General features: G+C 61.6%; 19 protein-coding genes, 1 rRNA gene and 1 riboswitch. Of the genes, 11 read left to right on the forward strand and 9 right to left on the reverse strand.

What is annotated here, in order from left to right; all coding sequences use genetic code 11:
* Nucleotides 1–78: 78 nt before the first annotated feature.
* The 3 genes from JMN37_RS04545 to JMN37_RS04555 all read right to left on the reverse strand — a co-directional run bounded on the left by JMN37_RS04545 (nucleotide 79) and on the right by JMN37_RS04555 (nucleotide 2,679).
* Nucleotides 79–915: an aldo/keto reductase gene (locus tag JMN37_RS04545; RefSeq protein WP_252931139.1), complete on the reverse strand. Its 837-nt coding sequence runs from the start codon at nucleotides 913–915 to the stop codon at nucleotides 79–81.
* Nucleotides 916–924: 9 nt separating this feature from the next.
* Nucleotides 925–1,284 (reverse strand): FKBP-type peptidyl-prolyl cis-trans isomerase, encoded by a 360-nt coding sequence (locus JMN37_RS04550; RefSeq protein ID WP_070362854.1) that lies wholly within the window; start codon nucleotides 1,282–1,284, stop codon nucleotides 925–927.
* A 99-nt stretch (nucleotides 1,285–1,383) separates the two neighbouring features.
* Nucleotides 1,384–2,679: a citrate synthase gene (locus JMN37_RS04555; RefSeq protein WP_070362855.1), complete on the reverse strand. Its 1,296-nt coding sequence runs from the start codon at nucleotides 2,677–2,679 to the stop codon at nucleotides 1,384–1,386.
* A gap of 269 nt (nucleotides 2,680–2,948) precedes the next feature.
* Between JMN37_RS04555 and serC the strand changes: the two genes are divergently transcribed.
* From serC to JMN37_RS04570, 3 genes are read left to right on the forward strand one after another with little or no spacing between them, the layout of a single operon-like run.
* Nucleotides 2,949–4,076 carry a phosphoserine transaminase gene (gene serC, locus JMN37_RS04560; RefSeq protein ID WP_252931141.1) on the forward strand — a complete coding sequence of 376 codons (1,128 nt, stop codon included), beginning with the start codon at nucleotides 2,949–2,951 and terminating at the stop codon, nucleotides 4,074–4,076.
* 54 nt (nucleotides 4,077–4,130) lie between these two features.
* Nucleotides 4,131–5,063 (forward strand): septation protein SepH, encoded by a 933-nt coding sequence (gene sepH / locus JMN37_RS04565; RefSeq protein WP_252931143.1) that lies wholly within the window; start codon nucleotides 4,131–4,133, stop codon nucleotides 5,061–5,063.
* A 9-nt stretch (nucleotides 5,064–5,072) separates the two neighbouring features.
* Nucleotides 5,073–5,921 carry a DUF6928 family protein gene (locus JMN37_RS04570; RefSeq protein WP_070479217.1) on the forward strand — a complete coding sequence of 283 codons (849 nt, stop codon included), beginning with the start codon at nucleotides 5,073–5,075 and terminating at the stop codon, nucleotides 5,919–5,921.
* On the opposite strand, the gene JMN37_RS04575 is transcribed toward JMN37_RS04570, so the two are convergent.
* Nucleotides 5,881–6,720: a TrmH family RNA methyltransferase gene (locus JMN37_RS04575; RefSeq protein WP_070976443.1), complete on the reverse strand. Its 840-nt coding sequence runs from the start codon at nucleotides 6,718–6,720 to the stop codon at nucleotides 5,881–5,883. The two genes, JMN37_RS04570 and JMN37_RS04575, sit on opposite strands and share 41 nt — an antisense overlap.
* Before the next feature lie 9 nt (nucleotides 6,721–6,729).
* Nucleotides 6,730–8,187, reverse strand: coding sequence for an NCS2 family permease (locus tag JMN37_RS04580; RefSeq protein ID WP_252931145.1), 1,458 nt, complete (start codon nucleotides 8,185–8,187; stop codon nucleotides 6,730–6,732).
* A gap of 135 nt (nucleotides 8,188–8,322) precedes the next feature.
* Here JMN37_RS04580 and JMN37_RS04585 point away from each other — a divergent pair, with 135 nt between their 5' ends.
* Nucleotides 8,323–9,024, forward strand: a complete 702-nt coding sequence (locus JMN37_RS04585) for a hypothetical protein (protein WP_252931146.1) — start codon at nucleotides 8,323–8,325, stop codon at nucleotides 9,022–9,024.
* Nucleotides 9,025–9,028: 4 nt separating this feature from the next.
* Here JMN37_RS04585 and JMN37_RS04590 read toward each other — a convergent pair whose 3' ends face one another.
* Nucleotides 9,029–9,700, reverse strand: a complete 672-nt coding sequence (locus JMN37_RS04590) for a DUF3027 domain-containing protein (protein WP_369822037.1) — start codon at nucleotides 9,698–9,700, stop codon at nucleotides 9,029–9,031.
* Between the two features lie 47 nt (nucleotides 9,701–9,747).
* Here JMN37_RS04590 and JMN37_RS04595 point away from each other — a divergent pair, with 47 nt between their 5' ends.
* Nucleotides 9,748–10,533, forward strand: coding sequence for a glutaminyl-peptide cyclotransferase (locus JMN37_RS04595; protein WP_370295929.1), 786 nt, complete (start codon nucleotides 9,748–9,750; stop codon nucleotides 10,531–10,533).
* Between the two features lie 10 nt (nucleotides 10,534–10,543).
* Complete coding sequence (locus tag JMN37_RS04600; RefSeq protein WP_252931148.1) at nucleotides 10,544–11,050, forward strand: DUF2771 domain-containing protein; 507 nt, start codon at nucleotides 10,544–10,546, stop codon at nucleotides 11,048–11,050.
* A 3-nt stretch (nucleotides 11,051–11,053) separates the two neighbouring features.
* On the opposite strand, the gene JMN37_RS04605 is transcribed toward JMN37_RS04600, so the two are convergent.
* The gene (locus tag JMN37_RS04605; RefSeq protein WP_070362863.1) at nucleotides 11,054–11,437 is read right to left on the reverse strand and encodes a cold-shock protein; all 384 of its coding nucleotides are present in this window, start codon (nucleotides 11,435–11,437) and stop codon (nucleotides 11,054–11,056) included.
* A 237-nt stretch (nucleotides 11,438–11,674) separates the two neighbouring features.
* Nucleotides 11,675–11,848: riboswitch (cyclic di-AMP (ydaO/yuaA leader) on the forward strand.
* 11 nt (nucleotides 11,849–11,859) lie between these two features.
* On the opposite strand from JMN37_RS04605, the gene JMN37_RS04610 reads away from it, so the two are divergent.
* Complete coding sequence (locus JMN37_RS04610; protein WP_070362865.1) at nucleotides 11,860–12,510, forward strand: resuscitation-promoting factor Rpf1 domain-containing protein; 651 nt, start codon at nucleotides 11,860–11,862, stop codon at nucleotides 12,508–12,510.
* Nucleotides 12,511–12,630: 120 nt separating this feature from the next.
* On the opposite strand, the gene JMN37_RS04615 is transcribed toward JMN37_RS04610, so the two are convergent.
* Complete coding sequence (locus tag JMN37_RS04615; RefSeq protein ID WP_070362866.1) at nucleotides 12,631–12,825, reverse strand: hypothetical protein; 195 nt, start codon at nucleotides 12,823–12,825, stop codon at nucleotides 12,631–12,633.
* A 53-nt stretch (nucleotides 12,826–12,878) separates the two neighbouring features.
* Here JMN37_RS04615 and JMN37_RS04620 point away from each other — a divergent pair, with 53 nt between their 5' ends.
* The 4 genes from JMN37_RS04620 to JMN37_RS04635 all read left to right on the forward strand — a co-directional run bounded on the left by JMN37_RS04620 (nucleotide 12,879) and on the right by JMN37_RS04635 (nucleotide 17,918).
* Nucleotides 12,879–14,954 carry a helicase-associated domain-containing protein gene (locus tag JMN37_RS04620; protein ID WP_252931150.1) on the forward strand — a complete coding sequence of 692 codons (2,076 nt, stop codon included), beginning with the start codon at nucleotides 12,879–12,881 and terminating at the stop codon, nucleotides 14,952–14,954.
* A 16-nt stretch (nucleotides 14,955–14,970) separates the two neighbouring features.
* Nucleotides 14,971–16,623, forward strand: a complete 1,653-nt coding sequence (locus tag JMN37_RS04625; RefSeq protein WP_252931152.1) for a DNA repair helicase XPB — start codon at nucleotides 14,971–14,973, stop codon at nucleotides 16,621–16,623.
* Nucleotides 16,624–16,633: 10 nt separating this feature from the next.
* Complete coding sequence (locus JMN37_RS04630; protein ID WP_252931154.1) at nucleotides 16,634–17,284, forward strand: DUF3239 domain-containing protein; 651 nt, start codon at nucleotides 16,634–16,636, stop codon at nucleotides 17,282–17,284.
* 127 nt (nucleotides 17,285–17,411) lie between these two features.
* Entirely contained in the window at nucleotides 17,412–17,918 is a 507-nt protein-coding gene (locus tag JMN37_RS04635) for a GNAT family N-acetyltransferase (RefSeq protein WP_252931156.1), read from the forward strand.
* 159 nt (nucleotides 17,919–18,077) lie between these two features.
* Here JMN37_RS04635 and rrf read toward each other — a convergent pair.
* Nucleotides 18,078–18,167, reverse strand: a 5S ribosomal RNA gene (rrf, locus tag JMN37_RS04640); the annotation flags it as partial.

Genomic DNA, 18,167 nt, shown 5'->3' on the forward strand with positions numbered 1-18,167 from the left:
AGTAGCGTCACCAGGACATGGCAAAACCCCGGTGCACAGAGCGTTAAGGCTCGCCGCACCGGGGTCTTTGCGTTTGTGCTAGCTAGGGTCTCCCGGGAACTCGCGCGGGTCATTCGACATCCGCTCGCCACTCAGGGAGTCGAGCGCTGCGATATCTTCCTGCGAAAGCTCGACCTCGACCGCCCCGAGATTCTCCTCGAGGCGAACTGGATTCGCCGTCTTCGGCACAACCGAGCATCCCAGGCTCATCACGTACGCGAGCGCAATCTGCGCCGGGGTCCGGCCGTGCTTCTCGGCGAGGCGAGTAAACACCGGATCGTCAAGGTTCGCGCCTCGCGCGAGCGGCGCCCACGCCTCGGTGACAATCCCCTTTTCCTGGTGATAGGCGCGCAGCTCCTGCTGAGTAAACCCTGCGTGCAGCTCCACCTGGTTGAGCACTGGCGCGACGCCGGTGTGCGCGATGATCTCATCGAGCACCTCTTCATAGAAGTTCGCCACGCCTACCGACTGCAACCGGCCCATGCCCTGCAGCTGCACCAAAGATTCGTACGCTTGCACGAAGGTCCCGTGCTGCGGCCACGGCCAGTGCACGAGGAAGAGATCGATAAACTCGAGCCCCATCCGCTGCAGCGACTCCTCGTAGGCTTCCGCTGCACGAGTCTGGTCATCGTTCCATAGCTTCGAGGTGATGAATAGCTCTTCGCGAGTCACATCACCGGCCGCAATCGCGTCGGCGACCGCGCGCCCAACCTGCTCCTCGTTGCCGTAAAAGGAGGCAGTGTCGATGTGGCGGTAGCCCAACTCGATAGCTCGCCGCACGATGTTGACACAGTCTTCACCTTGCAGCTTGTAAGTGCCCAGACCTAGCAGCGGAAAATCATAACCGTCGTTGAGTGTTGTCACTGGAATGCGCATATCGAATCCTTAGCGCGCGTCAAGCAGGTCGATAATGAACACCAGCGTCAGGCCGGAGAGCGGGTGGCCGCCACCAGCAGGGCCGTACGCCTTCTCCGGCGGAATCGTCAGCTTGCGGCGACCGCCAACCTTCATCCCCGGGATGCCCTCTTGCCAACCCGCGATGAGGCCAGCCAACGGGAACTCCGCGGCCTCGCCGCGGTCCCACGAAGAGTCGAACTCTTCACCGGTTGCATAGTCAACACCCAGGTAGTGCACCTGCACATAACCGCCTGCTACAGCTTCGGCTCCGTCGCCGACTACGAGATCCTCGATGACAAGGTCCGTTGGGGCAGGTGCTTCAGGTACCTCAATCGTGGGCTTTTCCATACGTGAATACTCCTTGCGTCGTTCATTCATGGCGAAACCGCCGGGTACATATCCCCAAAGTATAAAGGAAGATACGTACCCGGCGGTGAACGCTAGAGATTATCGCTGGTCACGCGGCACAAAGTCGCGCTTCGTGTAGCCGGTGTAGATCTGGCGTGGACGGTTGATCTTGGAGTTCATCGCCAGCTGCTCGCGGTACTGTGCGATCCAGCCCGGGAGACGGCCGATGGCGAAGAGCACGGTGAAGAAGTCCGTCGGGAAGCCCATCGCGCGGTAGATCAGACCGGTGTAGAAGTCTACGTTCGGGTAGAGCTTGCGCGAGATGAAGTAGTCGTCCTTCAGCGCGATCTCCTCGAGCTTCATCGCCAGGTCCAGGAGCTCGTCGCCACCGAGGTGCTCCAGCACCTCGTGTGCGGTCTCCTTGACGATCGCTGCGCGTGGGTCGTAGTTCTTGTACACACGGTGGCCGAAGCCCATCAGGCGGACGCCCTTTTCCTTGTTCTTCACGCGGTTCATGAAGTCGGTGGCGTCGCCGCCGTGGTTGTCCTTAATGTCCTCGAGCATCTCGAGCACAGCCTGGTTTGCACCACCGTGCAGCGGGCCTGCCAGCGCGTTGATGCCGCCTGCAATGGAGACGAACATGTTCGCCTGCGCGGAAGCAATCATGCGGACCGTGGAGGTGGAGCAGTTCTGCTCGTGGTCTGCGTGCAGAATCAGCAGCTTGTCCAGAGCCTTCACCAGGATCGGGTCAACCTCGTACGGCTCGGTTGGGTAGCCGAACATCATGCGGAGGAAGTTCTCGCGTGCGTTCAGCGAGTTGTCTGGGTACATGTACGGCTTACCGCGGGATGCACGGTATGCGTACGCCGCCAGCATCGGCACCTTCGCCATCAGGCGAACGGTTGCCTTGTCCAGCTGCTCCTCGTCGAGCGGATCCAGCTGGTCCTGGTAGTAAGCAGAAAGAATGTTCACGGACGACGCCAGCACCGCCATTGGGTGTGCGTTGCGCGGGAAGACGTTGAACGCGGCCTTGAAGTCTTCGTCGAGAAGCGTGTGGTGACGAATCTCGGAGTTGAACTTCTTGTACTCATCCGTCGTTGGAAGCTCGCCATTGATGAGGAGGTACGACACCTCGTTGAACGTTGCATTCTGCGCCAGTTCAGCGATGTCGTAGCCGCGGTAACGCAGAATGCCGTTGGCGCCATCGATGTAGGTGATCTTCGACTCGGTCGAGCCAGTGGACACGTAGCCCGGATCGAAGGTGACAAGCCCAGTCTCCCCGAGGAGGTTGCCTAGCACCACTCCGTCGTTGCCCTCGGTGGCGGACTTGATGTCCATTTCGAATTCGCCACCTGGGTAGTGGAGTACAGCTTTGTCTTGACCTTCAGAAGCCATAGCAAACCTTTCTCAGAAGTTTCGGAAACCCTATTCCTTGCGGGATGCAAGGAGGTTGCAATTTACTCCCGCAATGCTAGCAAAAAATGTGACTCGCCCGACACAACTCAATAAATCTATTGACCACCACACCCCCATTTGTTCGATTTTCAAGTATCCGGAAAAGAGCTGGCGAAAGGCGCCCCGGGCGCGTCGTTGGGTAATAAGATGCAGTGAGACGCGAGTGGCGTCGTCAGGTTTCTCTACCCCCTGTTACAGGAAAGGCTGTCATGCAAACAGTTCCGGTTCTTCCCCCAGCTCTGCTTCCTAGCGATGGGCGTTTTGGCTGCGGCCCTTCAAAGGTTCGCCCGGAGCAGCTCGAGGCTATCGCGAAGGGCGCGGACATCATTGGTACCTCTCACCGCCAGCCAGCTGTGAAGAATCTTGTGGGTGAGGTCCGCCAAGGTTTGCACGACTTCTTCAGCCTTCCGGAAGGCTACGAAATCGTGTTTTCGCTCGGAGGCGCGACCGCCTTTTGGGACGCCGCTACCTTCGGCCTCATCGAGACGAAGTCTGCACACCTGACGTTCGGTGAGTTTTCTGGAAAGTTTGCGAAGGCCTCGGCCGCCGCACCATGGCTGGCTGATCCGCAGATCGTGGACTCCGCACCCGGCACCGCACCTTCGCCGCACGAGCTCGACGGTGCCGACGCCGACGTCGTTGCGTGGGCACACAACGAGACTTCCACCGGCGCGATGGTCCCAGTTCGCCGCCCGGACACCGATGCACTCGTAGTTATCGACGCTACCTCCGGCGCCGGCGGCCTCCCCGTCAATGTGCACGAGGCGGACGTCTACTACTTCTCGCCACAGAAGTGCTTCGCTTCTGACGGCGGCATGTGGTTCGCCGTGATGAGCCCAGCCGCCCTGGAGCGCATTGAAAAGATCCAGGCGTCTGGCCGCTTCATCCCCGCGTTCCTGAACTTGCAGACGGCCGTCGATAACTCACGGAAGAACCAGACGTACAACACCCCGGCAATCAGCCCTCTGTTGATGCTGGCGGAGCAGGTTCGTTGGATGAACGAGCTCGGCGGGTTGGATGCGATGGTTGCTCGCACGACGGCTTCGTCCTCCCTGCTGTACAAGTGGGCTGACAACCACGAGTTTGCAACGCCGTTCGTCGAGGACCCTGCAGCCCGTTCCAAGGTCGTCGGTACGATCGATTTCGACGAGCGCATCGACGCAGCTGAGCTGGCTAAGGCGCTTCGCCAGAATGGTTACCTGGATACGGAGCCGTACCGCAAGCTTGGCCGCAACCAGTTGCGCATCGGTCTGTTCCCTGCAATCAAGTCCGAGGACGTCAAGCACCTGACCAAGTCTATTGACTATCTGATCGAACAGGGCGTGGGCCAGAAGTAGTCCAGAACAAATGGGCTAAGCTGGTGGAGGTATTTGTCAGCGGAAAGGAGCCACATGCGCGAGTTGTACCTCATGGATGAGGAGTCCACGGAGACGTTCTTCGTCCTCCGAGATGACGAGGGCATCCGTTACCAGCTCGCGCGTTCCGAGATGCAGGCCGTGGCTGAGGAGGAATCCACCAAGCCTGAGCCTGAGGTTGCATCAGACGCGCAGGAACCATCCGCTGACGCTGACAATGCACACGGTGACGAGCACTCCGAGGACGCAGCGGAGACAGCCTCCGAGGAGAAGCCCCGCAGCCTGCCGGAACCGGACCCGCTGTACTCCACCCCGCTTTCGATGCGCCCGAACCAGATCCAGGCGCGCATCCGCTTCGGCACCCAGCCATCCGAGTTGGCTGAGGAGATGGGGGTGGCTGAAAGCCGGATCGACCCGTACGCCCACCCGGTGCTCCTGGAGCGCTCGCAGGTTGCCGAGGCCGCAAAGCAGTCGCACCCGATGCGCGAGGACGGCCCAGCGAAGCTGACGCTGTTCGAAATCCTCGCCACCGCATTCGCTGCCCGCGGGCATTCGCTTAGCGACGCCACCTGGGACGCAACCCGTGAGCCCGGCGATGATTGGGTGGTGCATGTCCGGTGGCAGGCAGGCTTAAGCGAAAACGAGGCCCTGTGGTCTTTCCACCGCCAGATGGGCTCCGCACCGACGACGGAGGCGCGAAACTCCATCGCTGCAGACCTCACGGACCCGGATTTTGTGCAGCCGGTTCGTTCACTCACGGCTATCGATCAAGACGTCGATGTCGATGAGGGCGAAGACGCCACCGATGCCCCCGCTGCTTCGGACGAGGATGCAATCGCGACCGGTGACTTCTTGCAGCACCCGGATGAGGCGCCGCAGCCGCAGAAGAGGCGTCGAAAGGCTGTGACTCCGCACTGGGAAGATGTCCTGTTGGGGGTCCGGACAAACACGAAGCGGCCGCGAAAGTAGGGCCCCGCTATGTCTTATAACGCCGTGGTTACCTGCTGGTTTGTCAACGTCGCACACCCGGAGGAGGTGCTCGAGGGCGAGCCGAAGGCGGACCGTGGGTTCGGCCGGAAGCTGCTCGCACAGGTTAACCCGGCGTGGCCTATTACCCCGATTGGCCAGTTCCCGCTGAATCGTTCCTCGGTTCCTGGTGTGGACGAGTATTACATCGCGGGGTACCCGGGAGTTGCGGTTGTCCGTTTCTTTGTCACGGACGCCGAGCGCATCAGCGAAACCGCCAAGGCGCTACGCACCGCACTGCCTAGCGCTGACACCTACGTCTACGCGGAAGGCACCGATTCGGATTACGCGGCGATCGCCCACTACCAGGGTGAGACGCTGCGCCGCGCGTTCTCTGCCACCCGCGACCACGTCTTCGAGGACGTCGGCTTGCCGGACCCGTTCGAGGCCCCGTACTGGGCCGGGGAAACCGCACCCCAGCTCGGCGGCATTTCGCTACCGTTCGAGCCGCCAGCGCTGATGCGCGAGGCTGAGCGCGCGTGGTTGGGTATCGAGGTCGGCGAGGGCGGTCCGGATGTGCACATCATCGGCTACGCGGTGGATGGCCGCCCGGAGCCGAAGGTCGAGGCACCTGCCCCACGCACCAAGACTGTCAACGAGGTAGCGGCGAAGTTCGCCGAGCAGACCAACACGTACGACGATTACGAGCAGCACGACGAAGAGGCAGAGCGTGACGAGTTTTCCGAGCTTGCCGACGCCTCCGTCGCAGCAGCAAAGCGCGTTGGCCGCGGGCTACGTCGCCGCGCCCGCGACCTGAAGGCTACGATTGCGGAGAAAATCCGCCACGCAGACCGCGGCTGATGAGGTCGCGCTGGCGCTCGTAGAACGCAATCGCCGCAGCCGTGGCCACGTTGAGTGAATCCGTCCCCGGCGCCATGGGGATTTTCGCGCGCACATCGGTCGCGCGCATTGCGTGCTGCGTGAGCCCAGGGCCTTCCCCGCCGACGAGAAATGCCACCTTCTCGTGATCGTTGAGTGCCTCTGAGAGGTACACGGCATCGTCCGCAGGGGTCAGCGACACCAGCCACCAGCCCTGTTCCTGCAGCTGTGCGAGCTCGCGCTGCCACGTGGTTGGGGTGCCGCCGAAGTGCGCAAACGGGGTGCGAAGCACATGGCCCATTGAGACGCGGACGCTGCGCCGGTAGAGCGGGTCGGCGGTGGCGGCGCCGAACAGCACGCCATCAACGCCCATGCCGGCGGCGTTGCGGAAGATGGAGCCGATGTTCTCGTGGTCCCCCACTCCCTCAAGAATCACCAGGGTGCGGGCATCTGCCACGACGTCTTCGACGCTCAGCGGTTCGGGTTTATCCGCGGAGACTAGCAGTCCGCGGTGCATGTCATAGCCGGCGACCTCCCCCATCACTGCGCGGCTGATCTCGTAGACCGGTATTCCTTCCGCTTCGAGGCGCTCGCCGTACTGCTCCAAAAAAGACTGGAGGCGGCCACCGAAGCCGAACACCGCGCGGACAGGAAAGCGGGACTCCACAAGGCGTCCCGCAACAAGAGGCCCCTCCGCAAACACCAGACCTTTCTCGCGGTCTGAGTGCTTCAGGTCGCGGATATCGTCAAGCCGGGGGTCGGAGGGGTCGTCGATAACTATGCTCACGCTTTACGAGATTAGCGACATCAACGGTCCTTGTGCGAAATAGATCAGGAACAGCGCAGAAATCAGCCACATGATCCAGTGGATGTCCTTACGCTTGCCAGCGAAGAGCGCCATCACGGTAAACGCGATGAAGCCGACGCCGATGCCGTTGGCAATCGAGTAGGTCAGCGGCATCATGATAATGGTCAAGAAGGCCGGGAAGGCAACGTCGAAACGGGTCCAGTCAATGTTGCTGACCTGCATCATCATCAGCGCGCCAACCACGACGAGGACCGGTGCGGCGGCCTCGATTGGGACGATTTCGTACAGCGGGGTGAGGAACATCGCCAGCAGGAACAGGATGCCGGTGACCACGTTTGCGAGGCCGGTGCGGGCGCCGTCAGCAATGCCGGCGGACGAGTCCACGAACACCGTGTTTGAGGAACCAGAAAACGCGCCACCGACTACTGCGCCGAAGCCTTCAACAACGAGGGCTTTCTTCATGCCTGGCAGGTTGTCGTTCTCGTCGGTCAGGCCGGCCTGGCGGCCGAGCGCCGTCATGGTGCCCATTGCGTCGAAGAAGTTCGCCAACACGAGGGTGAAGACCAGGAGGCTGGCGGCGACGACACCGACCTCAACGAAGGCACCAACCATGTCGATTTTGCCCACGAGGGACAGATCCGGGATGCCACCCAAGGAATCCGGAAGCGCAGGGACCGCGAGCGACCAGCCGTGGTCATTCTCAGCGGACGAGCCTGCACCGACGAAGGACTCCACAATCATCGAGATGATCGTCGTCGCGACGATGCCGATGAACAGCCCACCCGGAATGTTCCGGATCACCATGAAGCCACAGATGAGCAGGCCGATGACAAACACAGCCGTCGGCCACGAGGCGATCGAGCCACCGAAGCCCAGCTGCACCGGGACAGTGGTGTGTGCCTCGTCAGGGATGCGGCGCACGAACCCGGCGTCCACCAAGCCGATCATCGCGATGAACATGCCGATGCCGACACTCATTGCCACCTTCATCGAGTTCGGGATGGCCTCAAAGACGGCGGTGCGAAACCCGGAAATCGCAAGAATGCAGATGATAATACCGTCAATCACGATGAGGCCCATGGCCTCTGGCCAGGTCAGGCCCTGTTGCCCAACGAGTGTCACTGCAACGAGTGTGTTCAGGCCAAGGCCCGCAGCGATACCAAACGGATATTTAGCAATAACGCCGAACAAGATACACATCACACCGGCGGCAAGGGCCGTCACCGCAGCTACCTGCGGGATACCAAGCACGACACCTTCGCGGTCGGGGCTCGTGCCCAGGATCAAAGGATTCAGGAGCACGATGTACGCCATCGCAAAGAAGGTCACGATACCGGCGCGGATTTCGCGGCCGACGCTCGAGCCTCGCTCACTGATATGGAAGAATTTATCAAGCCCGCCAGCGGGCTGCTTCGTTGAAGATTCGCTTGGAATACTCACTGCGAAGATCCCCTTTAGTTCGTTGAGGAAGTTATGAAAGAGAGCAAAGTTGTTGCATGCATCGGCTGAAATCTATCTGCCAAAAGCCTGCAATAGACTTTTACCTTAGTGCACACACTTCCTAATAATTTCGACTTGGAGCCCAAAGTGGATGTATTCAGCTTTGTCATTTCGCAAGGCATGGTTGCAGATGCAGATCTGCTCACCTCGAAGCTTCGCGGCTGCGGCATCTCGCACTCGGAGTTTGAACGCCTCCGCGTTACGGTCAGCCAGGTTACGGGCCCTCGCAAAGCGGTCGTCCACGTCACGGGAGGCCATGCGTCCTTGACGCTTCGCCCGGCGCCCGCGCCCTCCACGGAGATCACCATGTTCGCGGAGCCAATCCGGGATCAGCGCGCGCAGCCGAACAGGCACGGGCCGGACCTCGGGTGGCAGTTGCACGCATCGGCAACGCTGGGCACCAACGACGGATTGCTTGCCGACGCCAGCGGCCGCATCATCTCCGCACTCCTCCAACCACTGATCACATTTCCAAGCGCCACGCGGGCGGTCATCTCCGGGCACCCTGCTACCGCGGGGTCATACGCGCTGGAGGGGGTTGTGCGTGTGTTGGAGGAGGCGGGCGTCGAAACGCATGAGGCGCACGACGGCTTCTCACGCTTCGACCTGATGCACCAGGAGACGTGGGCCGTCGATGCTGTGCACGGTGCCCGGCTTGTCGAGCAATGGCAGGAGTACGGCACACCCAAGCCTGGCCCCCGAATGATTTCACGCGGTCTGCTGCCGACGCACCGCGAGATCAATGAAACCCGGCAGCTGCGGGCATCATTGCTCTAGCGGGTTACTTCCCGTCGTGGCGCGGCGCCTTGGTATCCGCGTGAGCACCGCAGCCGTAGGATGCAGCGACGATGCGGCCATCAGCAGAGTATTCGTTGGTGCACACTCCGAAGTTCTCCCCCACTGGGTGCTCCATCGGGATGTAGAACGCGCAGGTCCGGCAGTGCAGCGTTGCCTGCTCGGCGAACGCAGAATTAGGGCCAAACTTGCCCTTCCGCCACCGCGTCTTCGCCGCATTGAGGCCTTCTTGCGTGAGGTAGTGGTCAGTTTCCCTGCCTGGGAACGTCACTGCATCCTTTGCAAAGGAGTCTGTGGTCAGGCGCTCGTCGTCAGGCGCTGGCTCCATGATGTCGCCGGGGCCGAGGTCGCCGGGGCGAAGACGCTCGGAGTACGGCACCCAGTCCGGCGCCTGCAGCGCGTCACGAGCCGGCATGAGCGCGACCTCGTTGACGGTCACCCATGTTGAGCCCGTGGCACACGCGACGACCGCGTTCCATTCCCACCCGTTGTAGCCAGGCACGCTCGCTTCGAAGCGGTGCGTGGCCACGTTGCTCGAGAGCCCAGCGACACCGATGTGCGCGCCGACCTCGCCTTCCGCGATCTCGAGGATGGCCTCTCGCGCGACCTCAATTGCTTTGTCGCTCAGCAGTGGTGAAGAGTTCTTGTTCTGAGACACGCTCTCCATTATGGCCCATTTCTGGGGAAATGCTGCATGATGGACGTATGCGTGTTCACTCCCGACGGTTTTGGTCCATCCTGATGTGTCCTTTGGTGCTGCTCACCGTGAGTGGTTGCGATGAAGCTGCCACCGAGGTGGAGCAGCTGAAACCCGAAATCGTACAACGCTACGACTACGACCCTGCCCTGTTCACCCAGGGCCTCGAAGTCGATGAGGACGGCACGCTCCTCGTCAGTACCGGCCAATACGGAGCGTCCGGTATGTATCGACTCACGACAGAAGGCGACGTGTTGGGCGAGGTTGCCTTGCCGGACGTGTTCTTCGGCGAAGGCATGACCCGCGTCGGAGATTCGGTTTGGCAGCTGACGTGGCAGGAGGGCACCGCGTTTCGCCGCGATGCAGCGTCCCTAGCAACTGTCGATACCGCCCACTACGACGGCGAAGGGTGGGGGCTGTGCACCACCGATGATGCACTTATTTTCTCCGACGGTTCCGCCGAGCTGCGCCGCATGGACCCGGACACGCTCGCCGAGCTTGCGCGGTTCGAAGTCACCGACCAAGGCAAACCCGTCGAGGGGCTCAACGAGTTGGAGTGCGTCGGCGACGACGTCTACGCAAACATCTTCACAACCACCGACATCGTGCGTATCGACGCCACCTCCGGCCACGTCACGGCCAGGATCGATGCGTCGTCTCTTCCCAACAACGCCGACGAAGACATAAACAATGTGCTCAACGGGATCGCGCATATCCCTGGCACCGACGAGTTTTACCTCACCGGCAAGCGTTGGCCTGACCTCTACCGCGTCCGGTTGGTCCCTTCCCAGTAGAATTTCGCTCATGACTGCTTCCCGCCGTGCTTCCTCTCGCCTTGCGCTCCAACTCGGTGCGACGGTTCTCGCCGTCGCTATCCTGCTCGCTGGGGTGTACGCGTTCATGAACTGGCAGCGCTCGCAGCCAGGTCTTCCCGTAGAAGACCTTCGGATTCACGTCACTGCATCCGACGGCGAGCACGAGATCGCCCCCTACACGCTCTGCCCCCTCGATGAGCAATGTGACGGCGGTGAGCCACCGGCACTCACACGTGATGGCTCCGACGAACTCACATTCCGCATCGACCCAGATATCGCTGCGGGCAGCTGGCGCCTCCTCCTCATTTACGACGATCCCTCCGCCAACGAAGAGCGCCTTCACCAGGCGGGCGAGACCACCGAAGAGACCGTTCCTGCTGTCAAAGAAGGCGGGGCGAAACTCCTCGTTGCCGAAGTCTCGACGCTGGCCGTAAAAAATGACGACCACGGGGAAGAAATCCCGGTGGTCGCCACATGGTCGGTCGCGTTTGAATAACGCTTAGGCGTCAAGCTCCTTCGCCACTGCGCGCAGGATGCCCGCAACCTGTCGAGCCTCTTTGCGCTCAGGGTAGCGCCCAGCCGTCAACGCCGGTTGCACGTCGGACTCGATGAGCGTCATCACATCGGCAAGCATGCTTCCGAGTTCTTCTGGCTTCCTACGGTGCACGGGGCGACGCTTCGGCGTCTCCAAGATGGCGACGCGCAGCGCCTGCGGGCCCTTTCGGCCTGCGGCAAAGTCGAACTCGATGCGCTGTCCAGGCACAAGCTCATCCACACCATCCGGGAGCACCGACTTAGAAATAAATACGTCGTCGTCTCCAGGGTTGGATGCGAAGCCGAAGCCCTTGTCGGCGTCGAACCACTTCACCTTTCCAATTGGCATTAGTCTTCGTTCCTTCTCTGTTCTCTATGCAGACTCAGCAGTGGCTATCCATCATAGTCGTATCGCCCGTTCGAGCCCCAACACGAAAGAAAGTGCCACAAATCACACTCGCGCTAATTTGGCTCGTGAACAGGACAAACAGCCCTACCAGTCTCCCCGCGCCCGCGACACCGACCCCAAAAAGTGCCCGGAGCGTGACTAAATCGTTATAAAGCGTTAGGCTGTCCCGCAGCAAGAAAACGAGGCACGCTGAGTTCTGTTCGCCTCGCACAATTACACAAAGAACAGAAGCGGAGGACCCAACCTTCGGAAACTCCCTCCCGGAGCTTCCTTGGGGTGAAGTTGCTACTGCAACCGGGCACCTCAGCCCGAACCCGACAGCTTACTTCGCAAGCGACAACAAGAGAGGACATCGTATTTCAATGGGACGCCATTCCAAGCAGACCACTTCCCTGACCAAGAAGGCACTCGCCGGCGCAGCCGCAACCGCGGCGTTCGCTGGACTGATGGCCCCAGAGGCCACGGCAGCGCCTGACTCTGACTGGGACCGTCTCGCACAGTGCGAGTCCGGCGGCAACTGGGCAATCAACACCGGCAACGGCTACCACGGCGGCCTGCAGTTCTCCGCGTCCACCTGGCAGGCATTCGGTGGCGGCCAGTTCGCTCCAACCGCGAACCTGGCAACCCGTGAGCAGCAGATCATCGTTGCAGAGCGCACCCTGGCACAGCAGGGTTGGGGCGCATGGCCAGCATGCTCCGCTCGCCTTGGACTGAACTCCGCTGCGACAAATCGCGACGCACAGGCTGTCTCACCGGCACCTGCTCCTGCACGCGCTGCCGTTGCATCCCCGGACGCAGCCCAGCGCCAGGCAGAGAACCCAGTTGACGCCCTGTACCGTCAGCTCGGCAGCTCCCTGAGCAACTATGGTTTCGCAATTCCGGCGCACATCCAGCAGTCCTACGCTGCGAACCGCGCGAACTACGATGCGTTCTACAGCCAGAACGCTGCACTGATCAACGCTGTTCGCTCGGGCGATCTCGCCGCTATCGGCGCAGCACTGCTGAACCGCTAAGCACCCAATAGAACGTGCCCGCCACAGAAAGCTTGTGGCGGGCACGTTTGTTTTGCTTTGTGAAAGGGGCATAGGGACTGGCCAGCCCACTCTTTCAGGGCTGGCCGAAAGGTTGAACACTTAGCGGTTGATTCGCGTCGTTGGGTGGACGTATCCGATTTCTTCCGCTGGGAGTGGGAGCACGAGCTCGTCCCCAAACGGGCTAGATGCACCGGTAAGCTGCGAGGACAGCTCGGTGACAGGCGAACCATTACCAGGGGTGTTGGTGGGCCACGCCGGGTTCGCGCGACCGATCTTCTCTACGTCTTTAGCCATGCGTACTATTCTTTCACGCCTGGGCAAAAATCGCACGTACACTAGCCAACGCTATGACTACGTTCCAGGAAGCGCTCCGCACGATGCGCCCCGAACAACTCCGGGAGCTCATTTATCTCAGACCAGACGCCTTTTACCCCACCCCGCCATCCTGGGGTTCGCTGGGAACGCGCCTGTCACTGGCTGGGTCTGCAGCACGAGCGTTACGCCGCCTCAACGCTGCCGAGTTGCGGCTTCTGGAAGCGCTCGGGGACGTCGGCGCCGAGCTCTCTCCCGTCGACACCAACAGTGTCCCAGCAGCGCGTGTTCCCGGGGCCGCCGAGCGTCTCCGTGCGATGGCGCTCATCTATGGCCCGGATACTGCTGTACAGGTCGCACCAGGGGCACTTTCCGCGCTGCCGTCGGGCTGGCGCCTCGGGGACCAGGCCCCACCGAACCTCGACGAGCTGCTGGAAGGGCTCAGCGTTCGCGAGCGCTCAGTGCTGGATACGCTAGCGGCGTCGGGTTCCGTCGGCACGACGAGGGCCGCCACGGCGGACGCGGATCCCACGACGCCAGTTGCAACACTCATTGCGAAAGGGCTGCTCATCCGCGTCGATGCCACAACGGTCCGCCTACCGCGCCCCGTCCGCGACGTCCTACGTGGCCTGCCACCGCGCGAGTTCCCCGAGCGCGCCCCCGCTGTCGACGAGCCAGATCAGCCCGCGATCGACCGCAACGCTACTGGCGCGGGCCTCGACGCGGTGCGCAAGCTCCGCCAGCTACTGCTCCTGTTACTTGAGTCCCCGGTCGCGCTGAACAAGGACGGCTCCCTGGGAGTCCGCGCACATGCGGGGTTAACGCAGGCCCTCGGTTTCGACCCTGCGCTCCTCATTACCGCGGGCGAATCCGCTGGCCTTCTCGGCCGCGGAAGCACCGACGAGGCCGACGTACTCGCGGCCACCCACGACGCTCTTTCCTGGTTGGACGCCACGCTCGCCGACCAGTGGGCTATCCTCCTCGCCGGCTGGCTCGCCTCGCCCTGGCGCACCGACAAGACGCCGGAGCACCGCCTCCTTTCGGAGCCCACCCACAACCCCGACGTCAGGCATGCCCGGAGGCGCATCGTCGAGTACGCAGGCCCCGACCAAGAGGCCCGATTACTGTTCCACGTACCGCTCATGGCAGCGAATTTCTCGCCCCAACTTATCGAAGCCACCATCGCCGAAGCCGCATTCATCGGCGCGATTGGCGGCGTGGGGAGCTCGCCGTCGACACCGCTGCTTGCACTCCTCAACGACGGCGACGTCGTCGAGGCCACGAAGCAGCTCGTCCCCGCGGAGGTCTCGCAGCTCATCGCGCAGGGCGACATGACACTGCTCGCCCCGGGGCCTCTCGATGCGGCGACGGCCGCCGTCGTCGAAGACATCGCCGACCTTGAATCGCCGGGCCTTGCCAGCATGTGGCGCATCAGCGACGCCTCCCTGAAGCGCGCCCTCGACCGTGGGCACGACGCCGACTCACTGCACACATGGTTTAAACAGCACATCATGGGCGAGGTTCCGCAGGCTATCACCTTCCTTATCGACGACCTCTCCCGCACCCACGGCGCAATCCGCGTCGGCAGCGCGCTGAGCTACATCCGCTGCGCCGACCCTGCCCTCCTCGCCGTGGCGGCCGAGCACGCCGATCTGCGGATCTTGGCGCCGACCGTCGCCGTCAGCCCGCTTCCGCTGCCACGCTTGCTCCACGAACTACAAGCAGCAGGCCTGCAGCCCACCGCCGAAGACGACCACGGCGCCTCCATCACGATCGCTGACGAACCGACACTGGTGAGGGCAACACCATCCTCGCTTCCCCGAACCGCCTCTCTGAGCAAAGGGGACGTCGATAAGATTGTTGCGGCCCTCAACTCGGATACAAGCCAACCTTCCGGGGTCAGCGAAGCGTCAACGACTGATATGCTTCGTGCAGCAGCCCGCGCCCGTCGCCGCGTCAAGGTTGAGTACGCGGACTCGCAGGGCGCGCAGCACACCCTAACGGTCATCCCGTTGACGGTGAGTGTCGGCGTCATTGATGCGCAGGACACGGCCACGCAGCGCGTGATCCGCATACCACTGCGGCGCGTCACCACTGTGACGCTGGTGTAGAAAGAAAGGTCCAACAATGACGTTTGGGGACGGCCCACTGATCGTGCAGTCCGATAAAACCGTACTGCTTGAAATCGCGCACCCGGACGCGGCGAAAGCTCGCGCAGCGCTTTCCCCATTCGCTGAACTCGAGCGCGCCCCCGAGCACGTCCATACCTACCGCATCACCCCACTTGCGCTGTGGAATGCCCGCGCCACCGGCTTCGATGCCGAGACCGCAATCGATGTCCTCGAGCGCTATTCCCGGTTCCCCGTCCCCCAGTCGCTCCTCATCGACATTGCGGAGACGATGGCGCGCTACGGGCGTGTCAGCCTACTCAACGATCCACAACGCGGGCTCATCCTCACCGCGGAAGAGCCCCCAATCCTGGATGAGATTACGCGCAACAAGAACATCATCCCGTTTCTTGGCCAGCGCTTCGACGCGCACACGGTAGGCGTACACCCGTCCGCGCGCGGGCGCATCAAACAAGAACTGATCAAGACGGGCTGGCCGGTGGCGGACCACGCCGGATACGTCGACGGCGAATCCCACCCAATCGCGCTCGACTTTGACGGTTGGGAACTTCGCGACTACCAACAGTACGCCACCCAAGCATTCTGGGAGGGTGGCTCAGGCGTGGTGGTCTTGCCGTGCGGTGCGGGCAAAACCATCGTCGGCGCCGCCGCGATGGCGCAGGCAGAGACGACCACGCTCATCCTCGTAACCAACACGGTCGCTGGCCGGCAGTGGCGCGACGAATTGCTGCGCCGCACCACGCTCACCCCGGAGGAAATCGGCGAGTACTCCGGCGAGAAGAAGGAGATACGCCCGGTCACTATCGCGACCTATCAAGTAGTCACCCGGAAGACAAAAGGCGAATACCGCGCCCTCGAGCTTTTCGACACCACCGACTGGGGCCTCATCATCTACGACGAAGTCCACCTCCTCCCCGCCCCCGTCTTCCGCATGGCAGCCGACCTCCAGTCCCGCCGCCGTCTCGGCCTGACCGCAACGCTCATCCGCGAGGATGGCCGCGAAGACGACGTCTTCTCCCTCATCGGCCCCAAGCGTTACGACGCCCCCTGGAAAGAACTCGAAATGGCAGGTTTCATCGCCACCGCCGAATGCATCGAGGTCCGCACCACGCTCACGGAAAAAGAGCGCCTCAGCTATGCGACGGCCTCCGCACGCGAGCGCTACCGCCTGGCCGCCACCGCATCAGCCAAACTCTCGACAGTCAAGGACATTCTCGCCCACCACGAGGGCGAACCGACGCTCATCATCGGGGCTTACGTGGACCACCTGCGCACCATTGCGCAGCAGATCGACGCCCCTCTCATCGACGGCCGCACCAGCACCAAAGCCCGCGAAGAAGCCTTCGAGCGCTTCCGCCAGGGCGAGCTCCGCACCCTCGTCGTATCGAAGGTGGCGAACTTCTCCATCGACCTACCCCAGGCAGCCGTGGGAATCCAGGTCTCAGGCACGTTCGGTTCCCGCCAAGAAGAGGCCCAGCGCCTCGGCCGACTCCTTCGACCCAAGCCCGATAGCAGCGAAGTTCTGTTCTACACCGTGGTCACCCGAGACACCCTCGACGCCGAGTATGCCATGCACCGCCAACGCTTCCTCGCCGAACAGGGCTACGCTTATCGCATCATGGATGCCTCAGACCTCAAACGCGGCCTATAGACTGTGGCCTATGACTGAACAACCATTCCGCTTCAACGTCGACGAAGAATACGCCAAAGAACACAACGAACTTATTCGAAATACCAAGAACCTCGTTACCTCAAGCATCGCTCTGTTCGTCGCCTGCCTCATCGCGGGCGTCATAGTCTGGTTCCTCGTCGACCCGACTTCCCCCTGGCGCCTACTCGGATCCCTCTCTCTTATCTTTTTCGGCACCATCATGCTGATCGTCGGTCTTGCTATTCCTCGAGCGGTTCCACGTACCCAAGCAATTTACGACGCCAACCCCCTCTCTCCCGCTGTCATCACCGATGACAAGGGCACCACAGTTACCCTCACCGCGTTAGTAAACACAGCCGTTGACCAGCAGTCCCCTGCCGAGTGGGCGCTCACCTCAACTGTGGTGCAACGGATCCCCGGCGTCACTCCTAAGGTTGGCGCTGCAGTTCCGTGCGTCGCTGTGGGAGGCCAGCGCACATCCCGCGACAAGGCACACTGGGCAACGATTACTCCGATGCCAATCGCGTGGGGCACCCCTTCAGAGGAAGTTATCAAACAAGCCACGGACTATATCCCCGACGATCAGTGGCGCGCCCTCAAGCAAGCTATCCGCGACGAGGATTTAGTCAAGAAGTCTAGAAATGAGCTCATAGCTCTTTAGGCCGACATCCTCGCCTCTGCGTACGCCCCAGGGAATGCTCAAGCCCTGGGGCGTATTGCTTGCGCCATGCCTCAGCCATTGAGGCCAGGTAGCCTGAGAAGCCTAACACTTTGAACGGAGACCCAAGATGAACGATGCTTTTCCCCTTCGCACCCCTCTCCTTATCCTCACTCCTCCCACGGACCAAGATATAGACGCCATTTTTAGGATCCACGCCGACGCCCGCACCTATCAACACCGTCCCGACCTCGCGATGAAAAACCGCAAAGAGGCAGAGGAGTTGGCGCGCACATGGCAAGAAAACTGGGATGAACAGGGTCTTGGCTACTACGTAGTGTCCACGATTGACGGAACAACCATCGGGTTTACTGGAGTACGCCACAGTGAGGAAGCCGGTGAACAGGTACTCAACCTCTATTACCGATTCGCCCCTGAATCTCAGGGCCAGGGATACGCAAAGGAGGCCGCATCAGCGGCGATTGCCAATGCACAGGAACGCTTCCCGCAGCTTCCAATCATCGCTATCATCGACCCCACTAATGAGGCATCGATCGGTTTAGCATTGAGGCTCGGACTCCACCACGTCCATGGTGCGGGTGTACCGAACGATTACGAGGTTTACCGCCTCTCCTGAATTCTGGGCTCAACGCGGCGGGGTTCTCGATACGAGCTTCTCTGTATACGCCCTGTTTGTTTGTTTGTTGTGTGGGTACACAAAAAAGAGTGTGGTGGGTACCACCACCCCCACAACGGGAGTAATGGAACCCACCACACACAAGAAAATGAAGTTATAGGCCGGCGGTAACCTACTCTCCCACACCCTCCCAGGTGCAGTACCATCAGCGCGGGCGGGCTTAGCTAACCGGGTTCGGAAAGGGACCGG

Source organism: Corynebacterium lipophilum (genome assembly GCF_024102595.1).
Lineage (GTDB): Bacteria > Actinomycetota > Actinomycetes > Mycobacteriales > Mycobacteriaceae > Corynebacterium > Corynebacterium pseudogenitalium.

Bases quoted from the DNA above. Each gene is read 5' to 3' on its own strand.
- JMN37_RS04545 (WP_252931139.1), bottom strand. From the start codon at position 915: ATGCGCATTCCAGTGACAACACTCAACGACGGTTATGATTTTCCGCTG.
- JMN37_RS04550 (WP_070362854.1), bottom strand. From the start codon at position 1,284: ATGGAAAAGCCCACGATTGAGGTACCTGAAGCACCTGCCCCAACGGAC.
- JMN37_RS04555 (WP_070362855.1), bottom strand. From the start codon at position 2,679: ATGGCTTCTGAAGGTCAAGACAAAGCTGTACTCCACTACCCAGGTGGC.
- serC (WP_252931141.1), top strand. From the start codon at position 2,949: ATGCAAACAGTTCCGGTTCTTCCCCCAGCTCTGCTTCCTAGCGATGGG.
- sepH (WP_252931143.1), top strand. From the start codon at position 4,131: ATGCGCGAGTTGTACCTCATGGATGAGGAGTCCACGGAGACGTTCTTC.
- JMN37_RS04570 (WP_070479217.1), top strand. From the start codon at position 5,073: ATGTCTTATAACGCCGTGGTTACCTGCTGGTTTGTCAACGTCGCACAC.
- JMN37_RS04595 (WP_370295929.1), top strand. From the start codon at position 9,748: ATGCGTGTTCACTCCCGACGGTTTTGGTCCATCCTGATGTGTCCTTTG.
- JMN37_RS04600 (WP_252931148.1), top strand. From the start codon at position 10,544: ATGACTGCTTCCCGCCGTGCTTCCTCTCGCCTTGCGCTCCAACTCGGT.
- JMN37_RS04605 (WP_070362863.1), bottom strand. From the start codon at position 11,437: ATGCCAATTGGAAAGGTGAAGTGGTTCGACGCCGACAAGGGCTTCGGC.
- JMN37_RS04610 (WP_070362865.1), top strand. From the start codon at position 11,860: ATGGGACGCCATTCCAAGCAGACCACTTCCCTGACCAAGAAGGCACTC.
- JMN37_RS04615 (WP_070362866.1), bottom strand. From the start codon at position 12,825: ATGGCTAAAGACGTAGAGAAGATCGGTCGCGCGAACCCGGCGTGGCCC.
- JMN37_RS04620 (WP_252931150.1), top strand. From the start codon at position 12,879: ATGACTACGTTCCAGGAAGCGCTCCGCACGATGCGCCCCGAACAACTC.
- JMN37_RS04625 (WP_252931152.1), top strand. From the start codon at position 14,971: ATGACGTTTGGGGACGGCCCACTGATCGTGCAGTCCGATAAAACCGTA.
- JMN37_RS04630 (WP_252931154.1), top strand. From the start codon at position 16,634: ATGACTGAACAACCATTCCGCTTCAACGTCGACGAAGAATACGCCAAA.
- JMN37_RS04635 (WP_252931156.1), top strand. From the start codon at position 17,412: ATGAACGATGCTTTTCCCCTTCGCACCCCTCTCCTTATCCTCACTCCT.